Below are 22,966 nucleotides of genomic sequence, written 5' to 3' on the forward strand. Positions count from 1 at the left end.
GAATGCCGAGGCGGCGGTGGCGCATGCGCGGTAGTCCATCCGCGCACCGTGCACGACCACGCTCACGCGAACATCGTCCTCGGACGGAATCGGTGAGCGGTCGCCGTGCGTGCTGTGGGCGCTCAACTTTCCGCTTCACGACTCAGGGCGTCCCGCACCTTTGAGATGATCTTCCCCGGATCGGGGCCGAGCGATGGGTTGCCTTCGAACGCGGAAGCGACTGCTGTCCAAGTCTGTTCGGGATAAACGGTGATCAGATCGCAGACATCGCAGATCGGGCGGGGCTGGTCCTCGACGTGCGCCAGGTCCGGCACGATCACGGCGTCGGCGTGGATTGCGCGCACCAACCCGAGGACGGGTTCGAGCGGGTCCGGTACTGCGTCGGAGTCCTGCTCGAACCGCACGACGAACAGCAGTTCGTAGCCCATCCGTTTCGCCAATCTCCGAATGTCGTGGCCGTGGGAGGATTCGCGGTAGGAAGAGATGTCGGCGCGGAGGAAGCCGATCGCGGTCGGTCGGCGGAATGCACGCATGGCGGATACCGGATACATCGTTCGTCCAATCTCGATGGCATCGTGGAAGTTCGGGTGCGCCCGATGTCGGGCTGACCGGCGGAGAGTGGACTGGCCACACCGGGCGCGGACTCAGGACACCACCGAACTCGACCGTTCGGGAACAGCGGCGCGAATACTCGAGGCAATCCGTGCGAAACCCCATGACCTGGTGCGAAGTTGCGCTACAAATGCGTTCAGACAGTGAGCCCGATCAGCTTCACGAACAGGGCGTGACCGCATTCACCGCTCAGGAGCTTCCCATGGCCGAGCCCCCGACCCTGCTGCGCCGCCAGCTTGGACGATTCCTCCGCGACCGACGCGATGCGACCGGAATGACCATTGCCATCGCCGCGACGCAAGTTCAGTTGAGTTCCGCCGCCCTTCAGCGTCTCGAAGCGGGGCGCTCCAAAAACCCTCGCAAGCAAGACGTTCGAGAGCTGTGCACGCTCTACGAGGTCAGCCCGGAAGAGACCGAAAAGGCCGTAGACCTGGCCATCAAAGCGGCGGCCAAGGACGATGGCGGGGTTGTCACGCTGGGCGGTATGTTTAGCGAAGCCTTCAATATGTACGCGGGCATGGAACGGTCGGCTCGCAAAATGACCACCTTCCAGGAGCTGGTGCCCGGTCTCCTCCAGACCGCCGACTACGCCCGAGGCATTATCAGCGCCGGATTCCTCGACCGGAAACCCGAAGAGATCGAGCCTCGTGTCAGCGCCAGGATGAAACGTCAGTTGATCGTCAGGCGCAAGTACAGCCCGTTGCAACTCGAGGTTCTGCTACACGAGTCCGCCCTGCACCGAGTCGTCGGATTCTCTCAGACCATGGCCGCACAGATGAGGGAGTTGGCCGAGATCAGCAAGCTGCCGAACGTCACCCTGCGCATACAGCCATTCAAAGCGGGTTGCACTTGGGGCAAGCTCCCCGGTGGATTCGTCATCTTGGACTTCGGCACCGACAACCGAGGCAATCTCGTTGAGCCACCGGTCATCTATCTCGAGGGTGCGATGAGCGGCGATCTGTACATCGAGAAACAGGAGATCGTTGATCGTTACTATGAACTGGCTGGCGCTATCCGGCGCACTGCGCTGGACGAGACGAGTACACGTGACCTGCTTCGGCAGGTAGCAAGGGAGTACGACCGTGAACGGTGATCTAACCGGAGCCCGCTGGTTCAAGAGCAGCTATAGCGAGAGTCAGGCGGCGTGTGTGGAAGTCGCCTACCTCGACAGCGGCATGATCGGCGTCCGCGACTCCAAGAACCCGAATGGTCCGGCCTTGGTCTTCACCCCCGCCGAATGGGACGCCTTCACCGCGGGCGCCCGAGACGGGGAGTTCAACCGCTTCGACAGCTGAGGCAAACGGGCACCGAACGGTCTGTTCGGACCGAGCGCAATTCGTACCGAGTTTGCCTTCGGGAATCCAGTGATGACATGGCCGTTCGGTGACGGTGATTACGGAGGCGTCTGGAGATGCCCCTTCCTCGCTCAGGTACCGAGTCGGTACCGTTCAGGCGAAGACGTCCTCGACAGAAGCGGCAGCCAAGACCCGGCCGATCCAGACTCGCACCTCGGCCGGATCCGCAGCGCGGACCGTGTCGACAACCGCCGTTGATACCGGACCGAACTTCAAGGTCAGCAACTCGACCAGGGTATTGGCCCGTTCCTCGGCGCGCCCTTCGGCACGCCCTTCGGCGCGGAGGCGTTCGGCGGTGGTCACGATGGCCTCCTTCGCTCAGGGACCGAGTCGGTGCCGGTCAGGCGAAGACATCCTCGACAGAGGCGGCAGCCAGGACCCGGCCGATCCAGACTCGCACCTGCGCCGGATCCGCAGCCCGGACCGTGTCGACAACCCCCGTTGATACCGGACCGAACTTCAAGGTCAGCAACTCGACCAGGGTATTGGCCCGTTCCTCGGCGCGCCCTTCGGCCCATCCTTCGGCGCGCCCTTCAGCACGTCCTTCGGCGCGGAGGCGTTCGGCGGTGGTCACGATGGCCTCCTTCGCTCGGGGACCGAGTCGGTCGATGAGAGGGTCGAAGTCGATTGTAGCCATATCTCCGACGAGGAACAGGTACCTCGTGACGCAGTGAAATTCGTCCTCACCGCGGGGCCGTCGAGGATCGCTTGCAGGTCATCTGTCAACGCCAGCAGGTCGACACCGAGCCGAGTATTGCCGGGGGTGATCTTGTGCAGGATCAGCATGACCCGGGTCGCGGGAGTGAGGTCGCGATTTCGCAGGGCCCGCAAATCCAGCGCGGCGAGATCATCGAGCAGGAAACGCAGGCGCGGCAGATACGGGTCGAGCGCCGCGCGGGCTGCCGGGTCGAGATCGATGAGGTCGGCCAGTTCGGTCGGGGTGTTCCAGACGCGACCGGTGCCGTTGCTGTGGACCACCAGTGGAATCACCGCGGGCAGGGTGCTGGGCTTGTGGTGCGTGTCCAGATGGTGATTCCAGACTTTGACGAGGTAGTCCATCATCCGCAACGCCATGAATTGGTCGGGCCTGCTCTGATGTTCGACGAGGATGTAGATGTATGCGTCGTGGTCGTCGAGACGGGTGCGGTAGAGGATGTCGGTGTAGCGGGAACGCAACTCCGGGGAGACGAAGCTGCCCGGTTGTAGTTCCAGCCGATCCCAATCGAGGCGGGTGGCAATGCCTTCCGGCAGTGCCGCGCGGATCTCACCGGCAGCGTCCGCGGGGCGGGACAAGACATGCCGGAAGTAGGCATCGTGTGGGTTCGACGGGACGGCGGGCATGGCAGCGAAACTACCGCCCGAACGGTCCCGCCGACCGGAAATCGCAGCGACACTTGGGAGGTCGGCTGTCCAGGTCGATCCACGTCGAGGAAGCTCTCCGTAGTCACGCTCCGCTGCCGAGTCCGGTCCGGGCAGCGGAGCCGACATCGGCACACAACTCTGGCGGTGTGTCCACCGTCAGGGCACGGTGCCCCGCATAGGTCGGTCGCCCCGAACAGGCGGCGCACCAGCCTGGATGGTCCCAGCTGTACGGAGCGCGGCGAACGGCAAGCCCGCCGTTCACTCGCGGCCGAGCAGCCCGCGTAGCTGCCCGGTCGCCATGGCGATCGGCAGGATGGAGCGCGGCTCGAACGGCAGCGACCAGAGCCCGCCATGCGCGGCGCCGCCCGCGAACAGCGATTCCGGGTTCGGATCGGCCGGGGCCGGATCGTTGAGGTCGGCGACCAGTTTGGCGGCGAGCAAGGTGCGTGCGGTGTCGGGTTCGAAGATCTCGATGCCGAAGCGATGCGCGCCGCGATACGCGGCGGCCAACGAGCGCTGGGACGACACAGCGCGTGTCCAGGTCGGCGGCGCGACGGTATAGGAGACCGTGTGTCCCGCATCGTGTGCGGCGATCGCGCGCCAGCGCAGAATCCGCTGGGCGAGAGCGTGATTCGGTCCTTGGGCCGGGAAGAGCGCGTCGGCGACCGACCAGCACGCGCCCTCGCCGTCGGTGACTCGGGTCCGGTAGTTGGGCCGATAGAGCGCGGATCGGGTGAGCGTGCGCAGCGCGTCTTGGGCGAGGCCACGCGGCCCGCGACCGTGTAGCCGCGAATGCGCCTGGGCGACTATGGATTCCGGTACGGCGTAGCAGTCCGTCGGTGATCCGACTCCGGCCAGCGCGGTGTCGGGGCGCGCGCCGAGCAGATCGGCGGCGAGCAGGTCGAGGGCGACGGCGAGCCGGACACCGCCCGGCCCGCGTCGCGTGACGTACCCGCCGAACACCGGAAAAGTGTCCCCGCCGAGGTGTTCTCGAATCCAGGGCACGAGGGCGGGGAACTGGGTGGTGACGTCGGCGCCCGGCTGCCCGTCGATCAGCGGATAGCGCAGGACGCCCCCGCCCGCTTCGGCCTCCCCCACCAACTCGCGCCAGCGGGCGGGCCCCGGCCGCGCCACCGCGAGCACGTCGGCGCCCCAGCGCAGCAGCGGGCGCAATGGCGTCAGCTCACCCGCGCCGGCGAGGACGACCCGAAACCCTGGCAGCGCCAACCACTCCGGATGATCGATCACCCGCTCCACCGCGGCCGCGAAACCCGGCTCCACGATGCCGCGCTGCCGCCAATCGGTCAGCTCGCGTTGCAACGTCTCCTCGGCGAGCACGGCGCCACGGAACGGAACCTCCAGGCGCCGTGCGGGTTTTCCGGTGCCGCGCGCGGTTCCCGTGTCCGGCCCGTCGGCGGCGACCGAGCCGATCTCCACACCGCGCAACGGTTCCACCGTGTATCCGGTGACGAAGCGCAGCAGATTCCGCGCGGCGCGCAGTCCTTCGCGCGCGCTGCCCACCGACGCGTCGGGCGAGCTGGTCGCCAGCGCGGTCATCCCGCGGAACACCGGGCGGTATTGACGCGACCAGTCGCGGCAGGTCTCCACCCATTGCGCGAGATCGGCGTCGTAGCGGCGCACGGCATCGGCGACCACGGCGGTCGCGAACATGTCGCCGACCCGGTCGGGCGCCCCGGACGGAAAGACGAGATCCCACCTACCCGCACCTACCGACCCCATGATCAGTCACCCTGCCACGATTACGCGCCCGGCAAAACCGGACGGACCTCGAATTCATAGCCGGAACGGATCACCGCGCCTCACAGACCTTTGAGCGCGCGGTGCACCCTGGCGGCGGCTCGCGGCGGCAGACGCACGCTGGCCGAACGGATTTCCGCGCCCGCGCACCGATTGATGGCGACCGCGTCGCCGACCACCTCGTTCAGCGCCACCTGCCCGATATCGGCCTCGGCCAGGTCGAGCACGGTGCGCACCGGCGTTGTCACCAGGAACGCGCCCGCCGATTCCACGTCCGAGCCGATCAGTGGTCGGCGCAGCACCACGAGTCGCGGGGTCACCGGCGGGCGTCCCGCGCCGACCGACAGGTGCAGGAAGCGTGGGCGCAACCGGCCCAAGCCGTGCAACTCGGCGGCGCTGTGGTGTGAGACAGCGGCGGCGCCGTCGAACCAGGCCGCCCACATCGCGTATTCGTCCAGCGGTCCATCGGGCCATTCGGTCAGCCGCAGCATCCCGACTCCGGCCCTGGTCACCGATCCATCCCCCAGCCCGGCGCGAACCTTGGCCTCACATCCCGTGCGCAGCACCTGGCGGGTGGTGAAGAATCCGGCGTGCCGACCGGCCAGCCTGCGCAGCACACGCCACCCTTGATCGACGGATTCGGGTGCGCGGCCCGCCGCATCGCCAGCCATGCAGACCAGGCTACGCTCGAATTCTGTGTCACATGTCACATTCGAGACCCTCAACGCGCCCACAGAACCCGCACAGAAACGTCGGGAAGAATCGTCCGCATGACTACGAAGCCGCCCACCAAGTTGTCCGTCAGCAGGCGCACGCTGGTGATCGCCCTGGTCGTGGTCGCCACGTTGCTGGCCGCCGTCCTGGTCGGCGGCGAGGCGTACGCGCGCCACGTCGTCTCCCGTTGCATCAGCAGCCAGTTCGAGAAAGAGATGGGATCTCGGATCGATGTCGGCTTCGGCGCCAAGCCGATGCTGATCACCTGGCTGGACGGGAAGGTTTCCTCGGTCACCGTGGACAGCCAGGACAACAAGTTCGGTCCCGCCGTCGGCATGGTGGTGCACGCCGAGTTCAACGATCTCGAGGGCGTGAACAGCGGCAACGGCGGCGGTGTCGTCGGCAGCTCCTCCGCGCACGTCACCTGGAGCAACGAGGGCATCCAGGAGTCGCTCGGCGGCATGGTCAGCGGGGTCCGCTCGTCGTCGGCGACCGGCATGATCACGCTGGACGTGCTCGGCGGCCTCGCTCAGCTCCAGGTGCACCCCGAGGTGCGCAACGGCGTCGTCGAAGTGCAGACCAAGTCGGCCGAGCTGCTCGGCATCGGTCTGCCGACCGATCTGGTCGAGGGCATCGTCGACATCATGACCGAGAGTCTGCAGAGCTACCCGATGGGCCTGAAGGCCACCGAGATCAAGGTGACCGACGACGGCGTCGTCGCGCAGCTCGCGGGTGGTCGCACGGAACTGCCCGCCGCCGAGAACAACGCCGAAGTGCGCTGCTGATCCCCGCGCGATGCGTTCGCGAAAAAGTCTCGGGCCCTGCCGTTTTCCACTCGGCGGGGGCTCAGGCGGGGAAACCCTCCAGCACCGCACGCGATTTCGACAGCCCGAGGCGCGTCGCGCCCGCCGCGACCAACTCGGCCGCCGCCTCCGCCGTGCGGATGCCGCCGCTGGCCTTGATCCCGAGCCGCCCGCCGACCGTCTCGGCCATCAACCGCACCGCGTGCACACTGGCCCCGCCCGCGGGATGGAATCCGGTGGAGGTCTTCACGAAATCGGCGCCCGCGCGCTCGGCGACGCGGCACACCTCGACGATCGCCTCGTCCGGCAGCGCGGCCGATTCGATGATGACCTTGAGTACCGCGCGATCTCCGACGGCCTCGCGCACCGTGACGATATCGGCGAGCACGGCGTTGTATTCGCCGTCGAGCGCGGCGCCCACATCGATGACCATGTCGACTTCGGCCGCGCCCTGATCCACCGCGAGCCTCGCCTCGGCGCCCTTCACCAGCGAATGGTGTTTGCCCGAGGGGAATCCGGCGACCGTGGCGACCACGAGACCCGGCGCGCGCACCGGAAGCATGGACGGCGAGACACAGATCGCGTAGACGCCGAGCGCACGCGCCTCGTCGACCAGCGCGGCGATCTCGGCGGGCGTCGCTTCCGGCGCCAGCAAGGTGTGATCGATGACGGCGGCCACTTCGGCCCTGCTCAGCGACGCGGAATCTGCCATGTTTCGAGAGTCTGGCACACGCGAGGCGAATTCCGTTGCGTGCCTGACGACGCGTACCGCACACTCGTATCTGTCGGTGGATCCGCAAGCTTCGGGAAGCTCGGCCACCTGACGAGCGTTGTGCGGATGGCCCAACTCGTTCGGGAGGAGACGACATCGTGCTGATCCGTCGCGAACGCGCCGAGGACGCCCCCGCCGTCGCGTCGGTGCATCGCAGTGCGTTCGGCGCGCTGTACGCCCGCGAGACCGCCGCGGCCGGACTCGCCGCCGCGCCACCCACCGAACCGCCCGAGGTCGATCTCGTCGCGCGGTTGCGCAGCGACGCCGGATGGATTCCCACCCTCTCGCTGGTCGCGGTGGAGTTCGACACCGTGATCGGGCACGTCTGTCTGACCCGCGCCGCCGTCGGCCCGTTCCCCGCGCTCGGCCTCGGGCCGCTCGGTGTACACGTCGAGCACCAGGGCACCGGTGTCGGCTCCGCGTTGATGCACGCCGCGCTCGGCGCCGCCGACGCGCTCGACGAACCCCTGATCGGCCTGCTCGGCAGCCTCGACTACTACCCCAGGTTCGGCTTCGTACCCGCGGCCCGCCTCGGCATCGCCCCGGACGAACCGGACTGGTCCTCGCACTTCCAGGTCCGCCCGCTCACCACCTACGAAGCGCAGATCACCGGCGAATTCCATTACGCCGAACCGTTTTACGACCTGTGATCGGTTCCTGTCGGTCGCGGCGCGCACCCGCGCGGACCGTGATGGCCGACCGAAGGCGCCCCCGAACGAGTCACACCGACCGAATGTCACCTTCGATCGGGACACGCCCGCGGGCGGGCGCCGACCAGAGGCGGCCTCCGGTCGTGCTGGGCGGCTGACGGTCACGGCGGTCGTCAGCTGCGACAGGCGCAGCCGGATGGATGTGCGCTGGGCGAACGGCGGGCATCCGAGAACCTCCACCCCGGAACATCCGGTCCTGGTGCGGTGCGCGAAGCATCACCTGGGAGGATGGGCCGATGAGTTCCGCTCCATCCGCCTCGGACGATCGCCGTTTCGTGTTGACGTTGGGCTGCCAGGACCGACCCGGCATCATCGCGGGGATCACCTCGTTCATCGCCGAGTTCGGCGGGTCGATCGTGGAGGCCGGTTACCACTCGGACACCGAAACGGGCTGGTTCTTCACCCGGCAGGCGATCAAGGCCTCGACCGTGCCCTTCGGCATCGCGGAACTGCGTGAGCGCTTCTCCGAAGTCGCCGCCCGGCTCGGCGCGGCGACGGAATGGCAGCTGCACGACACCGGCGAGCGGCGCCGCGCGGTGCTGCTGGTCAGCAAGGACGGTCACTGCCTGCACGACCTGCTCGGCCGCGCCGCCTCGGGCGAGCTGCCCGCGACCATCGAAGCCGTCATCGGCAATCACCCGGATCTGGCCGGAATGACCGAGGCGCACGGCGTGAAGTTCCACCACGTGCCGTTCCCGAAGGATCCGGCCGAACGCGGCCCCGCCTTCGAAGAGGTGCGCAACCTGGTCGACGCGCACGACCCGCACGCGGTGGTGCTCGCCCGATTCATGCAGGTGCTGCCCGCCGAACTCTGCGAGCACTGGGCGGGCCGGGCGATCAACATCCACCACAGCTTCCTGCCCTCGTTCGTCGGCGCCCGCCCGTACCACCAGGCGTTCGCCCGCGGCGTCAAGCTGATCGGCGCCACCTGCCACTACGTGACCGCCGAACTGGACGCGGGCCCGATCATCGAGCAGGACGTGATCCGCATCGATCACGCCGACGAGGTCCGTGACATGGTGCGCCAGGGCCGCGACATCGAACGCGTGGTCTTGGCCCGAGGACTGCGCTGGCACCTGGAAGGCCGGGTGCTGGTGCATGGCCGCCGCACGGTCGTCTTCAACTGACCGCCGTACCCACGCCGCGACCCCGATCGGAGACAACGTCGGCTCCGGTCGGGGTAAGCGGGCGATCGGCTCGGATCAGCCGACCGCTTCGGTGCGCGCGGGCGCGTACACCGAGTCGAGCACGCCGGCGAGTTCCTCGTTGAACCGCTCGTACATCTCGACGTTGCCGAGGTGGCCGGTGTTCAGCACCTCGTAGCGCACCAGGCTGCCCACCGATTCGAGCATCTCGGCGATGAGTTCGGAGTGCAGCGGCGGCGTCATGTCGTCGGCGGAGCCGGCCAGGATGGTGGTCGGCACCACCAGGTTCTTCGCGGACTCGCCGAGGTCCATGATCGCGAGCAGCTTGCCGAATTCGGCGCGCACCACCGCGGGGCAGGAGCGCACCACGGCCATGCTGTAGTCGACCAGGTCGCCGGTGGATTCCAGGCTCATGATCTGGCGGGCGAACACCCATTTGACGAGCTTGATCGGCGGAAACACGATCGGCGTGCCGAGACCGAGCTTGCCGACGACGTGCGGCAGCGAGACGCCGGTGCGCTTCCACGGCAGCGGCCGGTTGAAGAACGGCACCACGGTGGTCGTGGCGACGAGGCCGTGCGGCGCGGTGTTGGTCAGCAGGACGGCCTCCGCGCGCCGGGTGACCTCCTCGGGGTAGCGCCCGGCCCATGCTTGCAGCGTCATGCCGCCGAGGCTGTGCCCGACGAGCACGGCCTTGCGGCCCGCGGGCAGCGCCGCTTTCAGCACCGCGGCGAGGTCGTCGGCCAGCAGTTCCATGGTCAGCTTCGAGGAGCCGCGCTCGCTCTCACCGTGTCCGCGCACGTCGTACGCGATCACCCGGTATTCGCCCGCGAAGGCGTTGATCTGGGCATTCCAATACTCGATGGCGCAGGTCCAGCCGTGTACGAGCACCATGGCGGGAGCGTCGGCCGGACCGTACGCGTGCACCCGCAGCTTCGTGCCGTCGGGCGCGGTCACCGGGATGACGTCGGGTGGAACGGTGGGCGGGTTCAGCGCAGGGGTCGAGTAGGTACGCGCCCGGAGATTGGCGCGATGTACGTCGAGCAGGCCCCGAGCCTTTCCCGGCAGCTCGCCCAACGCGGTCTGCAACTGTGCACGCATCGGACACTCCTTTGTGTTACTGATAATTACAGTAACCCGAAGTACCGTCTGCTAGCTAGTGCAAGCACAAAAAAGGCGCCGCTGCCCGGTACGGGGCAGCGGCGCACAGATGGCACTACCAGCGCGAACGCCAAGTCCGCTTGCTGTGGCAAGCACTGGAAATTTCGCTACGGCAGCCCGTAGACGGGCTCGCGATCAGCGGCTCACCAACGCGGACCGCGCTGGACCTCGTCCACCTTGGGCCGCACATCGGCCAGATAGATACCCGTGGCGATGATGGCCACGAAAGCCAGCAGACCCAGCCCCGCGGGCGAGAGCAGCAGAAGCAGCAGCGACACCCCCAGGATCGCCAGCCAGATCGGCTTGGTCTGCTTGTCCACCGCGGTGAAGGCGTCCGGCCGCTGGCGGATGGCGTGAATCAGGGCGAAGATCGTCGCGCCCAGCGCAACGAGCCACAACACCAGCAAAATCAGTCCGGTCAACCCGTGCACGGTATTCACCTGACCCATGATACGAGCGACGCCCCCACACAGCAGGCTGTGCGGGGGCGTCGAGGCGTGTCCGACCGGCGCGTGTCCACGGACTACGTCCGGCCATCACCCCACTAGACCTTCTTCGGCGCGACCTTCTTCGCGGCCGGGGCCTTCTTCGCGGCGGGAGCCTTCTTGGCCGGAGCCTTCTTCGGCGCGCCGTTCTCGGCGACAGGCGGCGTGGTCTCGGTGGTCACCGCGACGACCTCGGCCTCGACGACCGGCTCGGCGACGGGCTCCTCTTCGGCCTTGCCGCCGCGGCCGATCAGGCCGTTGACGCGCTCCAGAACCTCTTCGGCGCGGCCGGCCGCGTCCTTGTACAGGGTCTCGACGCGGTCGATCTGGTCCTCGACCAGCTGGTTGGCGCGCAGCCGCTCGACGGTCTCCTCGCCGCGGACGGCCAGGTCGGCGTACAGATCGAGCACCTTGTTGTAGTACTCCTCGGCCAGCCTGCGCAGTTCCTCGGAGGTGAACTTCTCACGCAGCTCGGCGAGGTCGTCCGGCAGCTCGGCGGGGAGGCCGGACAGCCGCTCGCGCAGCGTCTCGAACTGGGCCTGCACGTCGGCGGGCACGTTCGCGAAGCGCTCGCGGGCCTCTTCCACCCGGCCCGGCACGTCGGCGGAGGCCGCGCGCTCACGCACCTGGGTGACGACATCCACGGCGGCGGTGTAGACGGCATCCCCGGCGCCGACGGCGGCGAACAGAGGCTTGTTGCTGACTGTTGCGGTCTTCTCGGTCATATTTTCTCGTTCTCCTGGCGTGGCGGAGTATCGGTTGTCGTGCGCGGAACGTCGCTGTCCCATTCCCCCCCTGGCTCGTTCCCTCCGTTTTCCCGGCGAAACGATTCATAGATCTCCAGGAGCACCTGCTTCTGCCGTTCACTGATCTCCGTGTCGGCAAGCAGGGCATCCCGGACCGGACTGTGCGGCCGCTGCTCGAGATAGCCAGCCCGTACGTACAGCACCTCCGAGGACACTCGCAGCGCCTTCGCGATCTGCGCGAGTACCTCGGCGGAGGGATTGCGCAACCCGCGCTCGATCTGACTGAGGTACGGATTGCTCACCCCCGCCAGTGCGGCGAGCTGACGCAGGGAGACTTGCGCCGCCTCGCGCTGCGCCCTGATGAAACCTCCGATGTCGTGCGCCGCGTTCGCGACGCGACCCCCTCGTTCGCCGACGCCCGCCGATTGCTCGGACGGACCGTCGGTGTACTCGGCGGAAACCTCGGGATGGTCTGCCATCACTCACCTTCTGGCGGTTGTACGGATTCAATTCTAGGGCAGGGTGCTAACTCTTGCAAGCACGCTGTTAGCACGCCTCCGGCAAACCGCCGGCGTGCCGTTTTCTCAACCTTGGAACAACAGGTGCGAAACCGTGTAGATCGCCAGCCCGGCCAGCGATCCGACGACCGTTCCGTTGATCCTGATGAATTGCAGATCGCGCCCGACCTGCAATTCGATCTTCTTGCTCGCCTCTTCGGCGTCCCACCTGGCAACCGTGTCGGTGACCAGCGTGGTGATCTCGCTCGCGTAGTTCGACACGAGGTAGCGCGACCCTCGATCGATCCAGCCGTCCACCTTCGCTCGCATCTCGGCGTCGTCACGCAGCCGCTCACCGAGTTGCTGCACATTCTCCCCCACTTTGCGGCGCAACGTACTGTTCGGATCGTCCGCGGATTCCAGGATGAGCCGCTTGGCCGCGCGCCAGGTCGCCTCGGCCATACCGGTGATTTCCTCGCGACCCATGATCTGCGATTTGATCCGCTCGGCCTTCTTGATCATCGCGTCGTCGTACTGCAGGTCGTGCGCGAAATCCTCGAGGAAGCGATTCGCGGCCAAGCGCACCTCGTGCTCGGGATTCGACCGCACCTTCCAGGTGAACTCGACGAGCTCGCGGTAGATCTTTTCTGAAAGAAGAATGTTCACGAATTTCGGAGCCCATTGCGGCGCGTCGCGCAAAACAATCCGGTCGATGGTCTCCTGGCTACCGAGTGCCCACTGGTGCGCGCGCTCGGCGAGCATGTCCAGCAGGGGCAGCTGCCGGTTGTCGGCGAGCAGCTCGGCGAGCACCCGGCCGATCGGCGGACCCCACAGCGGTTCGGCGATCCGCTTGACGATCGTGTTGTCGATGACCTGCTCGACGTCCTTGTCGCGCAACACCCCGACCACCGCGCGCAGAATCGTCGAACTCTCCTGGGCCACCCGCGCGGCATGTTGCGGGTCGGCCATCCAGCGCCCGACGCGCAGCGAGATCTGGGCCGAGTTCACCTTGGCCGAGACCACCTCCGGCGCGAGGAAGTTCGTGCTGACGAAGCTGCCGAGGCTGGCGCCGAGCTGATCCTTCTTCTTGCGGATGATCGCGGTGTGCGGAATCGGCAGGCCGAGCGGATGCCGGAACAGCGCCGTCACCGCGAACCAGTCGGCGAGCGCGCCGACCATGCCCGCCTCCGACGCGGCGCGCACGTACCCGACCCAGTCGCCGCCCCCGCCGCGCGATTCCAGCCAGCGACAGAACAGGTAGACCACCGTCGCGAAGGCGAGGAAGCCGGTGGCGACGGCTTTCATCTTCCACAGGTCGCGTCGTTTGGCGGCCTCGTCGACGAAGAACCCGGTCGGCCCCGACGGGGTCGGCGGGGCCATGACCGCCGTGTCGGACCGGCGGAGTTCGCGGGTCCCTGTGCGGTCACGCTCCGCTGCCGCCTCCGGGCCCGTCGCTCGCGCCGCTGTGTTGCCGGGAGCTTTCTCCATGTCTCCATTCTGCTGTGCCGCGGGCGGGGGGCACCGATGTGTGGTTCCTGCCGCATCCGGCACCCAAACGGACCTACGCTGGGTGGCCTGCACCTAAGCTGAAAGTCCACGACCATTACGAACGAGGGAGCCCACGCTGTCCACCGAAGACCTTGTCGACATCGGTGAGCGCGCCGAGCGACCGGCTGCGGTGCGCACCGGCCGGATGGACGGCCGCAAGCGCCGATGGCGGCAGCACAAGATCGACCGCCGCGAGGAGCTCGTCGACGGCACCCTTGCCGCTGTCCGCACCCGCGGCAGCAACGCGGGCATGGACGAGATCGCCGCGGAGATCGGCGTCTCCAAGACCGTGCTCTACCGGTACTTCTCCGACAAGAACGACCTGGTCCACGCGACCATGCAGCGGTTCATCGAGACCACGCTGATGCCCCGCGTGTACGGCGCGATCAGCCTCGACGCCGACGAGTTCGAGCTGGTGCGCACCGCGCTGGCCGCCTACGTCGGCACGGTCGACGAGGACCCCGAGGTGTACCGCTTCATCATGGGCAGCGGCTCGGACGCGTCCTCGCTCGCCGAGTTCGAGAAGCTGTTCGCCGAGGTGGTGTCCGCCGTCATCGCGGACAAGGCGGACGCGCTCGGCCTCGACACCACGGGCGCGATGCTGTGGTCCTACGTCCTGGTCGGCGGCATCCAGCTGGCAACCCACTGGTGGACCACCGACAAGACGATGTCGCGCGAAGAGGTCATCGACTACCTGACGATGATGGCCTGGAGTGCCATCGAGGGCATGGCGAAGGCGGGCGGCTCCAGGGAGAAGTTCAACGAGCAGCCGCACGTGCTGCCCACCCGGGACGCCGACGCCTCCAAGTAAGAACCTCCGCCGACCGTACGCCTGTCTGTGACGGTCGGTTCGACAATGCCGCGCGGTTGGTTACTCTGAACGCGAGCGGTGCCACAGCGGGGTTGGTCACCGCCCCCAACGTGGTCACGCGAGCCCGCGCCTGCGCGTCACGTCGGCTACGACCGCGGCACCAATGGAGGTACCTCGATGGCGAAGCAAGTACCGACTTCCCGGCTTGCTCGTGGCACCAAGCTGGGTGCCGTAGCCGCCAGTTCGGTCTTGCGGACGCAGCGCACGAGGCTTTCCATGCGGGGTAGATCCGAGGCCGTGCGCGCCAAGATGGCCGAGGAATCCATGATCCGCACCACCGAGCAGGTGGTCATGGTGCTGGGCACCATGAAGGGTGTGGCCATGAAACTGGGACAGATGATGTCGGTGCTCGATCTGGACCTGGTGCCCGAGGATCATCGCGAACGCTTCCAGAAGCGGCTCGCCGTGCTGCGCAACGCCGCGCCGACCGTCTCCTTCGACGCCATGCGGCAGGTCGTCGAGGAGGATTTCGGGCAGCCGCTCACGGCGATCTTCGCGGAGTTCGACCCGGAGCCGATCGCGGCCGCCTCGATCGGCCAGGTGTACCGGGCCGAGCTGCGCGACGGCCGGGTCGTCGCGGTGAAGGTGCAGTACCCGGGTATCGACGCCGCGGTGCGCGCGGATCTGAAGAACCTCAACATGTTCCGCAAGGTGCTCACCTCCGCCATGCCGTGGGTCACCCCCGCTGTCCTCGACGAGCTGCGACTGAACATGGAGGGCGAGCTCGACTACCAGACCGAGGCCGTCACCCAGCTGCAGATCGCGGAACTCTACGCGGGACACCCGTTCATCGCGGTGCCGCGCTCGCTGCCCGAACTCAGCACGACTCGGGTGCTGGTGAGCGAATACCTGCCCGGCAAGGGTTTCGAGGAGCTACGCCAGTTCCCCGAGGACGAGCGCAACCGGATCGGCGAGATCATCTACCGGTTCTACGTCGGTTCGCTGTTCACCTTCAACGAGTTCTGCGGCGACCCGCACCCCGGCAACGTGCTGCTCGTCGACGACGGCCGCGTGGGCTTCCTCGACTTCGGACTGTTCAACCGGATGGATCCCGAGCACGTGCGGTTCGAGACCATCTGCCTGCGCGCGGCCGCCGAGGACCGCGCGGAGGACCTGCGCGAGTTGATGATTCAGCGCGGCGTAATCGACTCGCCGGAGGAGATCGGCGCCGAGGAATGCTTGGAATACGTGCTGGCGGCCTCGGAATGGTGTCTGGTCGACGAGGAACTGACCATCACACCCGAGCTGGCCAGCGGCGCGTTCCTGCTCGCGGTGGACCCGAGGGCCAGCGAGTTCGCGGGCATGAAGCAGCAGAACCTGCCGCCGGAACACCTGTTCTCCCGTCGCGCCGATTTCCTCACCTTCGGCATGCTCGGCCAGCTCAACGCCACCGCGAACTGGCATCGGATCTCCCGCGAGTGGCTCTACGACGAACCACCGGTCACCGAACTGGGCAAGGCGCACCAGCAATGGCTGGCGGAGAACCCGCCGCCCGCGCCGACCAAGACCGCGCGGCCGCGCTCGGCCGCATCCGCGACAACGACCACACCCAAGAAGACCGCGGCGAAGAAGGCGCGGCAGCCGAGGGCCGGGCGCAAAGCCTGAGCCGCACCGCACGCCACGGCATCTATCAGGAGTGAACAGACACATGGCAGACAACCGCGAATTCGACATCGCCCTGTTCGGCGCGACGGGTTTCGTAGGCAAACTCACCGCGGAGTACCTGCTCGACGCGGCGCCCTCGGACGCCCGCATCGCGCTGGCGGGCCGCTCGCTGGACAAGCTGACCAAGGTGCGCGCCGAGCTGGGCCCGAAGGCCGCGGCGTGGGATCTGGTGGTGGCCGACTCGACCGACCAGTCCGCACTCGACGCGCTGGCCGCGCGCACCAAGGTCGTGGTCACCACGGTCGGCCCGTACTTGCGCTACGGCCTGCCGCTGGTCGCCGCCTGCGCCAAGGCGGGCACCCACTACGCCGACCTCACCGGTGAGCCGCTGTTCATCCGCGAGGCCATCGACACCTACCACGACGAGGCCGCGCGCACCGGCGCGAAGATCGTCAATTCCTGTGGCTACGACTCGATTCCGTCCGATCTGAGCGTGTACCAGCTGTACCGCAGCACGGTCGCGGACAACACCGGCGAGCTGAGCGACACCACGCTGATCGCCTCGCTCAAGGGCGGCGTCAGCGGCGGCACCATCGATTCGGGCCGAGCCATGATGGAGGCCATCGCCGCCGATTCCAGCAAGGCCTCGGTGCTCTCGCACCCGTACTCGCTCAGCCCCGACAAGTCGATGGATCCCGACGTCGGCCGCCAGAGCGATCAGGCTCTGCAGCGGGCGAGCAGCATCGACCCGAGCCTGGACGGCTGGGTGGCCACCTTCGTGATGGCCGCGCACAACACCAAGATCGTGCGCCGCAGCAACGGCCTGCTCGGCTGGGTGTACGGCAAGAACTTCCGCTACCGCGAGGTGATGAACGCGGGTAAGTCGGCGGCGGCGCCGCTGGTCGCGGCGGGCATGGCGGGCGGCATCGTGGCCACCATGGCCACCGGCGCGCTGCTGTCGCGGGTCTCGGCGGGACGCAAGCTGCTCGACCGGGTGCTGCCCAAGCCCGGCACGGGACCGAGCGAAGAGGCCCGGCGCAGCGGCTGGTTCACCATGAAGACCTACGCGCGCACCACTTCCGGCGCGAAGTACGTCGCGACGTTCGCCGGTCAGGGCGATCCCGGGTACCAGGCCACGGCGGTCATGCTCGGCGAGGCCGGGCTGTGCCTCGCCTTCGACACCGACAAGCAGCCCGAACTGGCGGGCATCCTCACCCCGGCCGCGGCCATGGGTGACGCGCTGACCGATCGGCTGCGCGCCGCGGGCATGACGATCGAGGTCGAACGGTCCTGAATCGGGCTGCCGCACCACGATTTCCACGTCTAGGAGCTTTGCTGTTGCACGAGTGCGTGAGGGCGGCGCGTTGAACCTGGCGCGCCGCACCATGAATCACCCCGCGCTGGCCGCCGTCTACGAACGCGCGTGGCGGCCGACGCTGTTCTACCTCGCCAGCGGCCGCAGCACCGCGTCCGATCGCCGCGACGCGGTCACCGCGCTGCGGCTCGGCGGAGATCAGAAGGTGCTCGACATCGCTTGCGGCCCGGGCAATTTCACCAAGTACCTGAGCGAATCGCTGTCCGAGGGCGGCTACGCGGTCGGCGTGGACTATTCCGAGCCGATGCTGGCCCGCGCGGTGGCCGACAACGCCGGACCGCGGGTCGGCTACCTGCGCGGGGACGCCCGAACGCTGCCGTTCGCCGACGGAGCCTTCGACGCGGTGTGCTGTTTCGGCGCGCTCTATCTGATCCCGGATCCGCTGACCGCCACCAGGGAGATGGTGCGGGTGCTCGCTCCCGGCGGCCGCATCGCCATCACCACGAGTCACCGCGCCGATACGCCGTTCGGGCGCGCGAGCCGATTCGTGGGCGGCCTGAGCGGTCTGCGGGTGTTCGACGATTCGACGTTCCCCGACCTGTTCCGCGAACTCGGGCTCGTGGAGATCGATCAGCGGGTGCACCGGCTTTTGCAGTACGTCAGCGCCACCCGCCCGGCGTGAGCGAAAGGGCGGGCGGCCTGCGGTTTTCGGCTCCTCTGCGACGGTTCTCACTGAGGGAAAGGTCGTTTCAGCCGAGCCGAGTCCGCTGAAACGCACCCCGCCCGGCACACCGCAGCGCCCGGCGCGCGTTCTGAGCGGTGCTCGGAACCGGACCCGATCAGTCGGACGACTCGTCGCCGGACGGCCGAGCTTCGCTCAGCTCGACCATCCGGCGCAGCACTGCGGGCGCGATCGCGAAATCGAGTTCGGTGCCGCCGTTTTCGAAGACGTAGGTCAGGTAGTCGTCGCAGCGCAATGCGGCACGCCGGACCGAGCAGTGCTCTCCGACGACTACCCAGCCACCGATGGTCAACTGGTCGAGCATCGCACCTCCCACCCTGCGGACTAGGCCATTCCCTCGCGCGCCGGACTATTCCAGGCGCGATGCCGCCTTGTCAACGGATTCGCGGCGCGTCATCGAGCGCGTGTCACACGCCTGGAACGGAATATTCCTGGCGGAATAACCACGATTCGGGCGGATAGACGCCCTCGTCGAACTGGAGCACCGCGCCATCGGCGTCGATCGCGGTGAGCTGGTACACCAGCACCGCCGACGTGCGAGCCAACCGCAGCCGCTTGCGCTCCTCCGTTGTCGCCATGCGCGCGCTGACCTGATCGGACACCGACGCCACCCGGCGACCGGTCACCGCCTCGAGGTAGGTGGCGGTACCGCCGGGCAGCCGCTGGGTATTCAGCAGGCGATCCGCGACATCGGCGAGGTCGCCGGCGAACCAGGACGTCGAGAGTTCGGCATCGCCGTTCTCGCCGATGAGCAAGCGTCTGCGAGCGATCACCTCGCTACCGAGCTCCAGGCCGAGCGCGGAGGTCACGTACTCCGGACCGTCGACGAGTTCCGCGGCCAAGATGTCCATCGGCTCGCGCTCGGCGTACATCCCGCCGTACTGCCGTGCCCGCCCGGCGGATTCGCGCACCAGCGGTACCGCGTCCGGCCCGCGCACGAAGGTGCCCGAACCGCGTCGGGATTCCACCAATCCTTGCTGGCGCAACGTGTTCAGCGCCTTGGCCGCCGTCGGCCGCGCGACCTTCCACGCCGCGGCGAGCTCGCGCTCGGAGGGCACCTCGGCGCCCGGTGCGAGTTCGCCGCGCTCGATCTGGTCGCGGATGTACCCCGAAATCTGCTGATATTTCGGGAGTACTTCTTCGATGTCGGGCACCGAACGCCTTCCGCTCCGGGATCTGCCAATACTTCGGGCCAGTGTAACCAGCCCGCGAACTCCGCCCCGCCGCCGACCGTGCGCCACATCACAGCACGCGGGCGAGGTCAAGCGGGCAACGGCGGTGGTTACCGGGCGGTAGAGTGCCGACCAGTACGCGTACCTCCGCATCCGCTCCGGTCATGCGCGGTCCAGGGACGGACTGCGTCCGGCAGTGCCTGTTCCGCGTACCTCCGCCGCCGCCGCGGCCACGCGCGGGTTGTGGACGGACTTCGGGCGGTGGGTGTGGACCGAACAGAAGGGGCGACCGGATGGCGGTGCCGGATACCGGACAGGGGCTGGCCAGGGGGTTGTACGCGGCGGCCGTCGGCGCGGAGGGTGAACGTTTCGAGCTGGCCGAGGATGTGGCCGAGAATCTCGCCGCGGCGTGCGACCGATTGGTCGACGACCTGCGAAAGGCCATGGCCACAGGACATTTGGTGACCGAGGTGAGCGGATTTCCGGAGTTGCCTTCCGGCCACGGCCTCGCCGCGGGGTTCGGCGACAAGGGCAGGCAGTTCCTCGATACCGTCGCCGCGTTCCAGGAGACCGCGCTGCTCTTCAAAGCGGCCTACCTCGCGGCGGGCCGTAAACTCGCGGACGCGGAGGCCGCGAATCGGGCCGCGCTCGAACTGGTCACCGAGTATCTGGATCCGCGATGACCGCGCGCGTATCCGAGATGCGGAGGTGGTGACCGTGGTGGACGCCGCGGCGCGCGCCGCCGCCGACGAGATCAGGGTGCAACAGCGCGCGCTCGCCGCCTCGGCCGGAACATCCAGCGGTGGAACGGATCCGGCCTACGCACCGGAGCGGGAGCGGTTCGGCGCGTATACCCACGTGGAGATCTGGGACCGGGTGCACGAGGCGCTCGATCCCGGCGCGCTCGGCGAGACGGCCGCGGCGTGGCAGGCCAATGCCGACGCGGTCGCCGACGCCTTCCAGCACTTCGCCGATGCCGCCAATCGCGAATTCGCCCGCTGGTCAGGCCGATCCGGCGAGGCGGCGCAGCGGGCGACGCGGGAGTTCATCCGGGCCGGCGCCGAGGCGCACGACGTGTGCCGCGCGGTGCAGCGCCTCATGGAGCTCAATCGCGATGCGGCGCAGACCATTCGCGCCGCGATTCCGGAGCCGCAGCGCTACGTGCCGCTGGACGACCCTGCGGCGGAAGCCGTTTACGGCGGGCGCCGCAGGATGGAACACGACTTGGCCGCCGCGGCGGCGCAAGCCGACGTCCAGGACACCATGACCTACGTCTACACACCGACCATGCCCGCCTCGGGCGACAGCGTGCCCCGATTCACACCACCGCGCGCACCCTCCGACAGCGGGGGCAGCGCACGGTGAGATGGGTACTCACCCCGGACGAATTCACGCATGTCTGGGAAAGCGAAACGAACCTGGACAGGCGACCGTATCCGATCAACATGATGCCGTCGTCCACCGTGCGCACCGAAACCGAGTACGCCGCACTGCGTTTGCCGCAGCGCTTCGCCAGACAGGCCGACCCGGACCTGGCCGCGGCGCTGATGCTGTGCGCGCGCACCGACGCCACCACCATCACCATCTCGGGTGAGCGCAGCACGCCCGGGCGCAACGGCAGCTCCCCCGAAGGTGACCGCGTCCTGGCGTTCGCCGCGGTGGTGCACAATCACGCGGGCGTGCTCGTCGCGACGCCGGACAAGGTGACCGTGCAGATGTGCCACGCGCGCAACCTCGGCCAGCGCCTTGTGCAGGTGATCGGCTCGGCGCAGCCGGGACGGCTCGGCGCGATGCGCGAGCCGCAGGACGCGGTGCTCACCATGGAGACGGCCGATACGCCCTCGGCCAACGGCCAGCGCGGCGCCGCCCGCTTCCGGCAGACGTTGCGCAAACCGGTGGACTGCCGCGGATTCATCACCGTGACCGTGGACCCGGACAATCCGATGTCACCGCCGACGCGCCACCGCACCTGGCTCGATTTCACCGGCGACGGCCGCTACCTGCTGACCACCTCGCACGACCTGATCCTCACGCCGGTCTCCGACGACGACTTCGCCGTGCAGTTGCTGCGGCTCGCGCAGATCCGGTGACGCCGAACTACCTTCCGTGCGCCCGCGGACGTGGTAAGTCTGGTCGATGGCGAAGCACTGGTCCGTCCCGGTCACCGAGGCCCTGAAAGCGGACGGTCTGCGGATCGCGGAGCTGGCGACCTCGTCGACGCCCGGATTCACCGGGGACAAGCAGCTCGCTCAGGAGTTGCTGATCCAGCGCGGCAGGGCGCTGTCCGTGCTCCAGGAGAAGCTCTACGCCAACGGACGCTCCGGCGACAAGCGCAGCGTGCTGCTGGTGTTGCAGGGCATGGACACCGCGGGCAAGGGCGGCATCGTCCGGCACGTCATCGGGTCGGTGGACCCGCAGGGCGTCGACCACGCCGCGTTCGGCGTCCCCACCGAGGAGGAGCGGCGCCACCACTACCTGTGGCGCATCCGCAAGGAGCTGCCGCGCGGCGGGCAGCTCGGCGTGTTCGACCGCTCGCACTACGAGGACGTGCTCGTGGTGCGGGTGCACGAACTCGTGCCGCGCGCCGAGTGGGAGCCGCGCTACGACGAGATCAACGAGTTCGAGCGCGAGCTGATGCGCGAGGACATCACGCTGGTGAAGGTCGCCATGTTCGTCTCGCTGGACGAGCAGAAGAAGCGGCTGCGCCAGCGGCTGGAGCGGCAGGACAAGTACTGGAAGTTCAACCCGTCCGACATCGATGAGCGCGCCTACTGGCCCGCCTATCTGGACGCGTATCAGGCGATGCTCGACCGCACGTCGACCGCCGACGCGCCCTGGTACGTCCTGCCCGCCGACCACAAGTGGTACGCCCGGCTCGCGGTCACCGAGCTGCTCATCGACGCGCTGGAGAAGTTGAATCTGGACTGGCCACCGGCGAATTTCGATGTAGCCGAACAACTTCGCCGGTTGGACGAGTCCTGAAGTTCGGACCCGATCCCGCTCGCGCAGCGGGAGCTTGCGGGTCGCCGATTCGAGCACACTGCTGCGAAATCGGCGTCCGCGGAGATAACAGAGCAGCCGAGGTCGAATCGGGCCGCCCGTAACGCTTCACCTCGGTGCCCAACGCGGCCCCCGTCGGTCCCCTCCCGGCGGGGGTCGCCTCTGTGTGGGTGCGGGTCGAGGCGTTCACGAATCGGTCGGGCGGTCCGCTGATCGCGGGCAGCGCCGGTCCAGGTCCGCCGCGACTCGCGCGTCGACGGCGCCTGTCGAGATTCTTTGGTGTGCGCACTTTTTCGTAACAGCGGAGCTATTGCGACCGATCGGTCAAATATGGAACACTTCGGGCCGCCATGCACAACCACAGAACAGGACACCTGATGAAGAAGTTCGTAATTGTCGCCGCCGTGCTCGCAGGGCTCGTAGCGCCCGCGGGTTCGGCCGCCGCGGAATCCGTTGCCGCGCCTGCCGCTACGACGTCGGCCGCGTCTCCGGTGGGTTCCTCGTCGGCGGATGTGTTCTGCGCCGTTCTGAAGTTCCTGAAGGGCGGCTGGGCGGGTCGTCCCGCCGACTGCTCGTTCTGACGGAATCACCCC

The 22,966-nt window shown here is 67.9% G+C and carries 28 protein-coding genes; 14 read left to right on the plus strand and 14 right to left on the minus strand.

The window, feature by feature from the left end; translation table 11 throughout:
- Positions 1-122: 122 nt before the first annotated feature.
- Positions 123-428, minus strand: coding sequence for a hypothetical protein (locus tag T333_RS14555; protein ID WP_496424719.1), 306 nt, complete (start codon positions 426-428; stop codon positions 123-125).
- 356 nt (positions 429-784) lie between these two features.
- On the opposite strand from T333_RS14555, the gene T333_RS14560 reads away from it, so the two are divergent.
- The gene (locus T333_RS14560) at positions 785-1,705 is read left to right on the plus strand and encodes a helix-turn-helix domain-containing protein (protein ID WP_496424720.1); all 921 of its coding nucleotides are present in this window, start codon (positions 785-787) and stop codon (positions 1,703-1,705) included.
- On the plus strand, positions 1,695-1,907 hold the full coding sequence (locus T333_RS14565; protein ID WP_496424721.1) for a DUF397 domain-containing protein: 213 nt from the start codon (positions 1,695-1,697) through the stop codon (positions 1,905-1,907). Before T333_RS14560 ends, T333_RS14565 begins: the two co-directional genes overlap by 11 nt.
- A gap of 153 nt (positions 1,908-2,060) precedes the next feature.
- Here the strand turns inward: T333_RS14565 and T333_RS14570 are convergent, their stop codons facing one another.
- The 5 genes from T333_RS14570 to T333_RS14590 all read right to left on the minus strand — a co-directional run bounded on the left by T333_RS14570 (position 2,061) and on the right by T333_RS14590 (position 5,758).
- Positions 2,061-2,270 (minus strand): hypothetical protein, encoded by a 210-nt coding sequence (locus tag T333_RS14570; protein ID WP_496424722.1) that lies wholly within the window; start codon positions 2,268-2,270, stop codon positions 2,061-2,063.
- A gap of 37 nt (positions 2,271-2,307) precedes the next feature.
- A complete protein-coding gene (locus tag T333_RS14575) occupies positions 2,308-2,541 on the minus strand; it encodes a hypothetical protein (RefSeq protein ID WP_496424723.1) in 234 nt (77 codons plus the stop codon).
- Positions 2,538-3,308 (minus strand): Rpn family recombination-promoting nuclease/putative transposase, encoded by a 771-nt coding sequence (locus tag T333_RS14580; protein WP_496424724.1) that lies wholly within the window; start codon positions 3,306-3,308, stop codon positions 2,538-2,540. Before T333_RS14580 ends, T333_RS14575 begins: the two co-directional genes overlap by 4 nt.
- 279 nt (positions 3,309-3,587) lie before the next feature.
- Entirely contained in the window at positions 3,588-5,069 is a 1,482-nt protein-coding gene (locus T333_RS14585; protein WP_496424725.1) for a hypothetical protein, read from the minus strand.
- An 80-nt stretch (positions 5,070-5,149) separates the two neighbouring features.
- Complete coding sequence (locus tag T333_RS14590; protein WP_357254267.1) at positions 5,150-5,758, minus strand: hypothetical protein; 609 nt, start codon at positions 5,756-5,758, stop codon at positions 5,150-5,152.
- Between the two features lie 99 nt (positions 5,759-5,857).
- Between T333_RS14590 and T333_RS14595 the strand changes: the two genes are divergently transcribed.
- Positions 5,858-6,586 carry an LmeA family phospholipid-binding protein gene (locus T333_RS14595; RefSeq protein ID WP_496424726.1) on the plus strand — a complete coding sequence of 243 codons (729 nt, stop codon included), beginning with the start codon at positions 5,858-5,860 and terminating at the stop codon, positions 6,584-6,586.
- A gap of 61 nt (positions 6,587-6,647) precedes the next feature.
- Here the strand turns inward: T333_RS14595 and deoC are convergent, their stop codons facing one another.
- A complete protein-coding gene (deoC, locus tag T333_RS14600) occupies positions 6,648-7,316 on the minus strand; it encodes a deoxyribose-phosphate aldolase (RefSeq protein WP_354998831.1) in 669 nt (222 codons plus the stop codon).
- Positions 7,317-7,474: 158 nt separating this feature from the next.
- Between deoC and T333_RS14605 the strand changes: the two genes are divergently transcribed.
- Both T333_RS14605 and purU read left to right on the plus strand, forming a co-directional pair.
- The gene (locus T333_RS14605) at positions 7,475-8,026 is read left to right on the plus strand and encodes a GNAT family N-acetyltransferase (protein WP_496424727.1); all 552 of its coding nucleotides are present in this window, start codon (positions 7,475-7,477) and stop codon (positions 8,024-8,026) included.
- 296 nt (positions 8,027-8,322) lie between these two features.
- Positions 8,323-9,213: a formyltetrahydrofolate deformylase gene (gene purU / locus T333_RS14610; RefSeq protein WP_354998829.1), complete on the plus strand. Its 891-nt coding sequence runs from the start codon at positions 8,323-8,325 to the stop codon at positions 9,211-9,213.
- Positions 9,214-9,288: 75 nt separating this feature from the next.
- On the opposite strand, the gene T333_RS14615 is transcribed toward purU, so the two are convergent.
- The 5 genes from T333_RS14615 to T333_RS14635 form a co-directional block, all read right to left on the minus strand.
- Complete coding sequence (locus T333_RS14615) at positions 9,289-10,332, minus strand: alpha/beta fold hydrolase (RefSeq protein WP_496424728.1); 1,044 nt, start codon at positions 10,330-10,332, stop codon at positions 9,289-9,291.
- A 203-nt stretch (positions 10,333-10,535) separates the two neighbouring features.
- A complete protein-coding gene (locus T333_RS14620) occupies positions 10,536-10,841 on the minus strand; it encodes a DUF2516 family protein (protein ID WP_354998827.1) in 306 nt (101 codons plus the stop codon).
- 95 nt (positions 10,842-10,936) lie between these two features.
- Entirely contained in the window at positions 10,937-11,602 is a 666-nt protein-coding gene (locus tag T333_RS14625; protein ID WP_496424729.1) for a heparin-binding hemagglutinin, read from the minus strand.
- The gene (locus T333_RS14630; RefSeq protein WP_141808543.1) at positions 11,599-12,102 is read right to left on the minus strand and encodes a helix-turn-helix domain-containing protein; all 504 of its coding nucleotides are present in this window, start codon (positions 12,100-12,102) and stop codon (positions 11,599-11,601) included. Before T333_RS14630 ends, T333_RS14625 begins: the two co-directional genes overlap by 4 nt.
- 105 nt (positions 12,103-12,207) lie before the next feature.
- Complete coding sequence (locus T333_RS14635; protein WP_496424803.1) at positions 12,208-13,500, minus strand: DUF445 domain-containing protein; 1,293 nt, start codon at positions 13,498-13,500, stop codon at positions 12,208-12,210.
- Between the two features lie 298 nt (positions 13,501-13,798).
- Between T333_RS14635 and T333_RS14640 the strand changes: the two genes are divergently transcribed.
- From T333_RS14640 to T333_RS14655, 4 genes are all read left to right on the plus strand, one after another.
- The gene (locus T333_RS14640) at positions 13,799-14,479 is read left to right on the plus strand and encodes a TetR/AcrR family transcriptional regulator (RefSeq protein WP_354998825.1); all 681 of its coding nucleotides are present in this window, start codon (positions 13,799-13,801) and stop codon (positions 14,477-14,479) included.
- Between the two features lie 177 nt (positions 14,480-14,656).
- Positions 14,657-16,144 (plus strand): ABC1 kinase family protein, encoded by a 1,488-nt coding sequence (locus T333_RS14645; RefSeq protein WP_354998824.1) that lies wholly within the window; start codon positions 14,657-14,659, stop codon positions 16,142-16,144.
- Between the two features lie 43 nt (positions 16,145-16,187).
- Positions 16,188-17,438 (plus strand): saccharopine dehydrogenase family protein, encoded by a 1,251-nt coding sequence (locus tag T333_RS14650; RefSeq protein WP_496424730.1) that lies wholly within the window; start codon positions 16,188-16,190, stop codon positions 17,436-17,438.
- Positions 17,439-17,490: 52 nt separating this feature from the next.
- The gene (locus T333_RS14655; protein WP_354998822.1) at positions 17,491-18,141 is read left to right on the plus strand and encodes a class I SAM-dependent methyltransferase; all 651 of its coding nucleotides are present in this window, start codon (positions 17,491-17,493) and stop codon (positions 18,139-18,141) included.
- A gap of 157 nt (positions 18,142-18,298) precedes the next feature.
- Here the strand turns inward: T333_RS14655 and T333_RS14660 are convergent, their stop codons facing one another.
- Positions 18,299-18,505, minus strand: a complete 207-nt coding sequence (locus T333_RS14660) for a hypothetical protein (RefSeq protein ID WP_354998821.1) — start codon at positions 18,503-18,505, stop codon at positions 18,299-18,301.
- Between the two features lie 103 nt (positions 18,506-18,608).
- Positions 18,609-19,355 carry a GntR family transcriptional regulator gene (locus T333_RS14665; RefSeq protein WP_354998820.1) on the minus strand — a complete coding sequence of 249 codons (747 nt, stop codon included), beginning with the start codon at positions 19,353-19,355 and terminating at the stop codon, positions 18,609-18,611.
- 311 nt (positions 19,356-19,666) lie between these two features.
- Between T333_RS14665 and T333_RS14670 the strand changes: the two genes are divergently transcribed.
- The 5 genes from T333_RS14670 to T333_RS14690 all read left to right on the plus strand — a co-directional run bounded on the left by T333_RS14670 (position 19,667) and on the right by T333_RS14690 (position 22,954).
- The gene (locus T333_RS14670) at positions 19,667-20,056 is read left to right on the plus strand and encodes a hypothetical protein (protein WP_354998819.1); all 390 of its coding nucleotides are present in this window, start codon (positions 19,667-19,669) and stop codon (positions 20,054-20,056) included.
- Positions 20,057-20,081: 25 nt separating this feature from the next.
- Complete coding sequence (locus T333_RS14675; protein WP_496424731.1) at positions 20,082-20,738, plus strand: hypothetical protein; 657 nt, start codon at positions 20,082-20,084, stop codon at positions 20,736-20,738.
- Positions 20,735-21,463 (plus strand): ESX secretion-associated protein EspG, encoded by a 729-nt coding sequence (locus T333_RS14680; RefSeq protein WP_354998817.1) that lies wholly within the window; start codon positions 20,735-20,737, stop codon positions 21,461-21,463. Before T333_RS14675 ends, T333_RS14680 begins: the two co-directional genes overlap by 4 nt.
- 46 nt (positions 21,464-21,509) lie before the next feature.
- A complete protein-coding gene (locus T333_RS14685; RefSeq protein WP_496424732.1) occupies positions 21,510-22,355 on the plus strand; it encodes a polyphosphate kinase 2 family protein in 846 nt (281 codons plus the stop codon).
- 395 nt (positions 22,356-22,750) lie between these two features.
- Positions 22,751-22,954 carry a hypothetical protein gene (locus T333_RS14690; RefSeq protein WP_496424733.1) on the plus strand — a complete coding sequence of 68 codons (204 nt, stop codon included), beginning with the start codon at positions 22,751-22,753 and terminating at the stop codon, positions 22,952-22,954.
- Positions 22,955-22,966: the final 12 nt, after the last annotated feature.

The organism is Nocardia sp. CNS-044 (assembly GCF_059570515.1).